Source organism: Rubellimicrobium mesophilum DSM 19309 (assembly GCF_000600335.2).
In the GTDB taxonomy this organism is placed as follows: domain Bacteria; phylum Pseudomonadota; class Alphaproteobacteria; order Rhodobacterales; family Rhodobacteraceae; genus Rubellimicrobium; species Rubellimicrobium mesophilum.
Window position 1 is genome coordinate 1 of record NZ_KK088646.1, and the last position, 6,556, is coordinate 6,556.

Annotated in this window: 7 protein-coding genes and 1 pseudogene; 7 read left to right on the plus strand and 1 reads right to left on the minus strand. The window is 67.2% G+C overall.

The genetic code is table 11. From position 1 onward, the window contains the following. Window positions 1-352 precede the first annotated feature (352 nt). A complete protein-coding gene (locus tag RUMESO_RS23605) occupies window positions 353-1,135 on the minus strand; it encodes an IS5 family transposase (protein ID WP_051521653.1) in 783 nt (260 codons plus the stop codon). Between the two features lie 158 nt (window positions 1,136-1,293). Between RUMESO_RS23605 and RUMESO_RS23615 the strand changes: the two are divergent. The 7 genes and pseudogenes from RUMESO_RS23615 to RUMESO_RS23645 all read left to right on the plus strand — a co-directional run. Further along, window positions 1,294-2,099: pseudogene (locus RUMESO_RS23615) on the plus strand (transposase); the annotation flags it as partial. A gap of 179 nt (window positions 2,100-2,278) precedes the next feature. Further along, a complete protein-coding gene (locus tag RUMESO_RS23620; RefSeq protein ID WP_037284721.1) occupies window positions 2,279-3,208 on the plus strand; it encodes an aldo/keto reductase in 930 nt (309 codons plus the stop codon). Window positions 3,209-3,500: 292 nt separating this feature from the next. Continuing rightward, window positions 3,501-4,004 carry a DinB family protein gene (locus tag RUMESO_RS23625; RefSeq protein WP_037284724.1) on the plus strand — a complete coding sequence of 168 codons (504 nt, stop codon included), beginning with the start codon at window positions 3,501-3,503 and terminating at the stop codon, window positions 4,002-4,004. Window positions 4,005-4,011: 7 nt separating this feature from the next. Beyond that, the gene (locus RUMESO_RS23630) at window positions 4,012-4,965 is read left to right on the plus strand and encodes a hypothetical protein (protein ID WP_156363090.1); all 954 of its coding nucleotides are present in this window, start codon (window positions 4,012-4,014) and stop codon (window positions 4,963-4,965) included. A gap of 388 nt (window positions 4,966-5,353) precedes the next feature. Next, window positions 5,354-6,109 carry an ImuA family protein gene (locus tag RUMESO_RS23635; protein ID WP_037284732.1) on the plus strand — a complete coding sequence of 252 codons (756 nt, stop codon included), beginning with the start codon at window positions 5,354-5,356 and terminating at the stop codon, window positions 6,107-6,109. Beyond that, the gene (locus tag RUMESO_RS23640) at window positions 6,024-6,359 is read left to right on the plus strand and encodes a DNA polymerase Y subunit UmuC family protein (RefSeq protein ID WP_156363091.1); all 336 of its coding nucleotides are present in this window, start codon (window positions 6,024-6,026) and stop codon (window positions 6,357-6,359) included. Before RUMESO_RS23635 ends, RUMESO_RS23640 begins: the two co-directional genes overlap by 86 nt. Before the next feature lie 22 nt (window positions 6,360-6,381). After that, on the plus strand, window positions 6,382-6,556 hold a 175-nt coding region (locus tag RUMESO_RS23645; RefSeq protein WP_037280616.1), incomplete at its 3' end, for a transposase.

Here is a 6,556-nt window from a genome sequence, read left to right on the forward strand (position 1 = left end):
CCTGCCGAGCGGGGGCCGTCCGCGAATGGGCCAGCCGCTCGATCGCCACCTGCTCCGCATCCGCCAACGCACGCAGTCGCAACTGTCGCATGGCCTCTCTCCAGCAAAGCACCGCTCACTGTACCATGACTTGCCGGATGAACCACTTAGAAGCAGCCCACTCTTAGCCCAAAGGTATCCGCGCGCTCACCGTACCAGCAGGAACGGTGTCCGGCTATGGCCGCAACGAAGCGGCAACCGTGACGGCGGCGCAAAGCAACAAGGCTTTAGGGGCACGGTGTGACGCCTCAGGGCCTCCAAGTCGACAGAACCAACTTGGAAACCTGTTGATCTTAGAGCTTGTTTGGCGAGGTCATGCGGATCGGGCGAGCCTGCGGAGCATGAGGTGGATCATGGTGAGCGTGATGAAGGCTTCGGCCGACTGGAGGCGGCGTTCGTAGTCCTTGGCCAAGCGGCGCGATCGGCCGAGCCAGCCGAAGGTGCGCTCGACCACCCACCGGCGCGGCTGGACAGCAAAGCCCTTTTGACCTTCAGCGGGTCGCACGATCTCAATCTGGACGCCTTGCTCGGAGGCCCATGAGGACAGTGGTTGCCCTGCATAGGCGCCGTCGGCCCAGATCAGCTCAAGGCGAGGCTGGAGCGGACGCAGTCCCGACAGCAGGCGTCGGGCTCCGGCCTGATCGGAAACATGGGCGCCGGTGACCTCGTGCGCCAGAACAAGTCCCTCGGTGTCGACAAGCAGATGCCGCTTGCGGCCCTGCACGCCTTTGCCGCCGTCGTAGCCCCGCACACCGCCTGCCTGGGTCGTGCGTACGCTTTGGCTGTCCATGACGCCCGCTGAGGCGTCAGGCGCGCGGCCGCACTGGGCGCGAACTGCCCGGCGGAGCGCCTCGTGGAGCCGGTGCAGGAGACCCCGTCCGTCCCATCGGCGATGGTGGTAGTAGACCGTCTGCCAAGGCGGGAAGTCGCGTGGGAGCTGACGCCACTGGCACCCCGTCCGGACGACGTAAAACACGGCGTCAACCACAAGGCGGGTGGGCCAGTGGCGCCGGCGACCGCCAACCAACTCGGGAAGATGACGTCGGACCAACACCCACTGCGCGTCCGTCAGGCTGCTCGGATATCGTGCTTTCATGCTGGCAGGAACGCACGAGCTCACACCACCCCAGATAAGCAACCATCACTCCGGCCCCCTTCGCCAAACGGGCTCTTAGCAGGCTGCTGAAGAACTCGGCCCTCGACGCTGTTTGTGGGACATGATTCATCCTCGCCGCTGCGTTTGCGGGGGTGAGGATGCGCGGGACGGACGAGGCGGCGGGGTCGCTGTTCAGCTATGTGGACTTGGAGGAGCGCATCCCCGCTCGCCACCCGCTGCGCAAGGTGCGCCAGATCGTCAACGAGGCGCTGACCACCCTCGATGCCGAGTTCGACCGGCTTTATGCGGCCGAGGGCCGCCCCTCCATCGCGCCGGAACGGCTGGCTCGCGCGCGAGCCTGATCCTATTTTCGGTGCGCTCCGAGCGGCAGTTGATGGAGCAGATGCCGTACAACCTGCTGTTCCGCTGTTTCATCGGTCTGGGCATCGACGATCCAGTGTGGGTCTCGACCGTGTTCACCAAGAACCGGGACCGGCTGCTGACCACGGAGATATCGCGCAAGGTCCTGGCCGCAGTCCTCGCGCATCGCGAGGTGGCGCCGCTGCTGTCGGACGAGCACTTCTCGGTCGACGGCACGCTGGTGAAGGCCTGGGCCTCGATGAAGAGCTTCCAGCCCAAGGCGGACGTCACCCCGCCCGCTGACGATGGCGGGCCGGGCGATCCGCCCGCCGACCGCGCCGCAGATGTCCCTGACCAGCCGCAACCCGAGATCGAGACCGCCCCGATGACTCGTCTCACCCGAAGAGATCGCAATGCCGAAGCCGACTTCCGGGGTGAGAAGCGGTCGAACGCCACGCATGCCTCGACCACCGACCCCGAGGCGCGGCTCTACAAGAAGTCCGCCGGTACCGGCGCGATGCTCTGCTTCATGGGGCACACCCTGATGGAGAACCGGAGTGGGCTCATCATACAGGCGGACCTGACGCAGATCGAGGCCGTCGCGGGCGTCTACAGCATCAACGCCAAGCTATCCCAAGGATGTCAGTCCGCGATCCAAAGTGGTTGATCCATGCGGACTTCGGGCTACGACGTCTCCTTCAACATTGGACGGTGCTCACGGCTTGAGGTCCGTAACCTCGTCTCTGTTCGCCGCCCTTCCACCCCAGCGTCGTCGGAGACAACATGCAGCAGATCGCCATTCCCCGCACAGAGCTCTCGGTGTCCTCGGTCATCCTGGGCCTGATGCGGATCGGGAAGATGCCCGACGCCAAGATCCGCGAGCTGGTCGGGGCGGCGCTCGACGCTGGGATCAACATGATCGACCATGCCGACATCTACGGCGGCTCGCGCCATCATTGCGAGGCGCGCTTCGGAGAAGCGATGCAACTCACCCAAGCTGAGCGCGAGCGGATCGTCATCCAGACCAAGGCTGGCATCCGCGATGGCTTCTTCGATTTCTCGGAGGAGCACCTGCTGCGCTCCGTCGAGGGCTCACTCAAGGCGCTGCGGACGGACTTCATCGACGTGTTCCTGCTGCACCGCCCCGACGCGCTTGTCGAGCCGGAGGAGGTCGCCTCGGCCTTCGACAAGCTCCAGTCCTCAGGCAAGGTGCGGCAGTTCGGGGTATCCAACCAGTCGCCAGGGCAGATTGAGCTGCTGAAGACCGCGGTGAAGCAGCCGCTGGTGGTGAACCAGGTCCAGCTCTCGATCACTCACGCGCCGCTGATCGCAGAGGGGGTGGCGCTGAACATGTCGGGGCTGGACCAATCGATCGAGCGCACGAGCGGTCTGCTGGACTGGTCGCGCAAAGAGGCGATGACCCTGCAGGCGTGGTCGCCCTTCCAGAAGGGCTTCTTCGACGGCCCCTTCGTCGGGGACCGGGAGAACCTTCCGGAGCTCAACGACGCCCTGGACGAGATCGCAGCGGCCCATGGGGTCACGCCCACGGGGATTGCGGTGGCCTGGATCACCCGGCACCCCGCCCGGATGCAGGTTGTCCTGGGCACTACGAAGCCCGAGCGGGTGCGCGAATGCGTGGCCGGAGCAGGAGTCGAGCTGTCGCGGCCCGAGTGGTATCGGCTCTTCCGTGCGGCCGGACACATCCTGCCGTGACGTGGCACACAGGCGGAGCGCTCGGGGCCTAGGGTTGTGGCGAGCTCCTGACAGGCGTCGTCGTCCATCAAGCCGATCCGGCTCTGGATTTCGTACTCGTCGGCTCGCGCTGGATCGGATTTCCGGGCGAGCCCTCAAGGGCCGACGGCAGCGCTCGGCCTCACACTGTCCTACCGCCACACCTCCCTCCCGAGAGCCGCGGACGCTGGACGATAACTCAGGGGTGCCAAGCAGGGTACGAGGACAGGCCCTCCGGCTGGACGCCTGTCAGAGGAAGGAAAGGCAGTGCGGAATGATCACCCCTGAGTTCGCCCGAACAATGGCGGCCTACAACGCCGAGATGAACCGACGGGTCTTCGGGGCCGCGATGCGCCTTCCGGCTGAGGAGCGCCGGATGGACCGCAGCGTATTCTGGCGGTCGATCCATGGAACGCTCTCGCACATCCTCTGGGCAGACCGGACGTGGCTGTCGCGCTTCGGCGAGAGCGAGAAGCCCTCGATTGCGATCTGGGACAGCGACAAGCTCGTAGATGACTTCGGCGACCTCTGGACCCAGCGCCAGCGCTTCGATCAGGTCATCACCGCTTGGGCCGGGCAGCTCTCGGATCAGGACCTCCAAGGCGACCTCGCCTGGTATAGCGGAGCTGTCGGACGGGACATGACCAGACCCCGAGCGCTCGTGGTCATGCACATCTTCAACCATCAGACTCATCATCGTGGCCAAGCTCACGCGCTGATCACTCGAGCCGGCGAGAGCACAGGCGACACCGATCTGCCCTTCGTGCTGCCGGATTGAGACCTGCATGAGCCGCGACCTGACCGAGACCGGGTCCGACACCGGATCGGCTCGGCGCGGGCTCAATAATCTCGGCGCAAATGTCCGCTCTGCTAGCCTCGCCAGCATTGAAGGCAGCGGCGTCAGCTCTCTCTTTCCCCTGACGAGCAGGAGACCCGCAATGACCCCCGACTGGCAGGCCAAGGCCGAGGCATTCACGGCCGCCGTGGGCGACGTGGAGGCGATGGTCGCCACGGCGGAGGCCACGACCGACTTGGCCCACGAGGACGCGATCAGGCTGAAACGCTCCACCGAGGGCATCGTCGAAGCCGTTGACGGCCTGATCTCCCGGCTCAAGCAAAACGGCGCTGATCCGAACTTCACCTGGACGCTGGCCTCGTTGCTCAGGACCTTGAGGTCGGCTGATCGTCGGGCGGCCAAGCTCGTCCGGCAGGCATCGGACACTATCAACGGTGTCGCTGGGGCCCAGGTCGAAGCCGCGCCGGCCCCGGCGAAGGCGCGGGCACCCCGGCGGCCATGGTTCCCGGGCAGGCTCGGGGACTTTCCCGGCAAGCCGAGGTTGGCAGGTGATGGTGCTTACGGCCTCGAAGTGGTGGTGGAGGCATTCAGCCAAGACGTTCTTGATGCCCTCTTCGGCCCCAGGACGAACGAGATGGGGGGAGGGGATACCTTCTGCGTGGGCGAGCTCTTGCCCGAGGATCGCGACATCTACAGCGCCGGTGCTGTTGCCGTCTATGTGAGCAGCCTGAAGGTGGGGTCCCTGTCGCGGGACGATGCCCGGCACTTTCGCGAGGCGGCTGCCAGGGCCGGGATCGCCGGACAGAGTGTGGACGTGGACCTGCTCGTCACCAAAGGGTGGCGCCGCCGCGATGGCGAGGAGGGCCCTTATCGCGTCAGTCTGGACGCACGACTGCCCTTCGAGTTCGGATCCAGATCGGACCGGGGCGCACAGACCGCCTGAGCCGCAAGCCCGCTACGCCTCTCGACACCAACGCCCTTAGAGGCGCCAGGGGACATCGCGTGCCTGCCCCACGAGAGTGGACATTAGGCTCAGCCTCTCCTGCTCTCAATGACCAGGGACTCACACCGGCCCACTTTGAACGAATGCCAAATTCTGACACTCGAGATGGGCGCCCTCCGATCCCGGTCTGAAAAAGGCTTACCCAGCTGGAGAGCCAAGGCTCCGAGCCTGCTGATCCACACAACGGCGGCACACCGATGCCGCCGGAGGCGACGGTCACACCACCAATGCCCGTCGGCGGGAGGGCTGGGCCGTTGACTCACGCGGGTGTGTGCTAGAACAAAAGAGGAACATATGACCCCAGGCCAGAAACGAGTCCCCGCCCCCGATGCAGCCCCGGCGCGACCTCCAGCCCCTTCGCGACCAGATCGCCCGGCTTGAGGCGCGCGATCCGTCGCGGCCCATCGCAGTGCTGCCGTTCGGGGTTGAGGCGCTCGACGCTCGCCTGCCGGGCGGGGGCCTCGATCGTGCCGCGCTCCACGAGGTGGCGGGGGGCGGCGCCGACGTGGTCCATGGAACCGCCGCGGCGCTCTTTGCGGCCGGCATTCTGGCGCGGGTGGGCGGCCAGGTGCTCTGGTGCCTGACGCGCCCCGACCTCTTTGCCCCCGCGCTCCAGCAGGCCGGGCTCGACCCCGACCGGGTGATCTATGTAGAGGCGGGCGACGACGCAGGCGTGCTGGCCTGCGCCGAGGAGGGGCTCCGGCACGGCGCCCTGGGCGGCGTGGTGGCCGAGGTGGCGAAGCTCCCGATGACCGCGTCGCGCCGGCTGCAGCTCGCGGCCGAGGAGTGCGGCACGATGGGGCTGGCACTCCGGCGCTGGCGCCGGCCGGCCGAGGCCTCCGACTTCGGCCAGCCCACGGCGGCGCGCACCCGCTGGCGCGTCTCGGCGCTGCCCTCCGCGCCGCTGCTGGTGCCCGGGGTGGGCCGGGCGCGCTGGCTCGTGGAGCTGGTGCGGGTGCGAGCGGGGGAGAGCGCCGACTTTGTACTGGAGGCCTGCGATGAGCAGGGTCGTCTCGCTCTACCTCCCGAGCTGGCCCGTGGACCGGCTGCGGCGCAGGTGGGGCCGCGCCGCGCCGCCTCCTGAGGTGCCGCTCGCGCTGGTGGGCTCGGACGGGCGCCGCCGCGTGGTGCAGGCCACCAACGAGGCGGGGCTCGCCCTGGGGCTGCGGTCCGAGATGGCGGCCGCGCAGGCGCACGCGCTCGTGCCGGGTCTCGTGGCGCACGAGGCCGACCCGGCTGAGGACGCAGCCGGCCTCGAGCGCCTCGCCGCTTGGGCGCTCCGTGAACTGGCCCCCATTTTGACCGGACACCTGGGCATGACCATGGAGGCTTAGGGACAGCCCTAAGCACGTGCTTATGTCTGACGTTGAGATCATCACCGACGGTGGCCGTCGCCGTCGCTGGAGTGGCGCCGAGAAGCTGCGGATCGTCGAAGAGACCCTAGACGAGCGATCCAGCATCTCGGTGGTGGCGCGCCGCAATGGCGTGGCTCCGAACCTGCTCTATCGTTGGCGACGCCTGATGCTGGAGG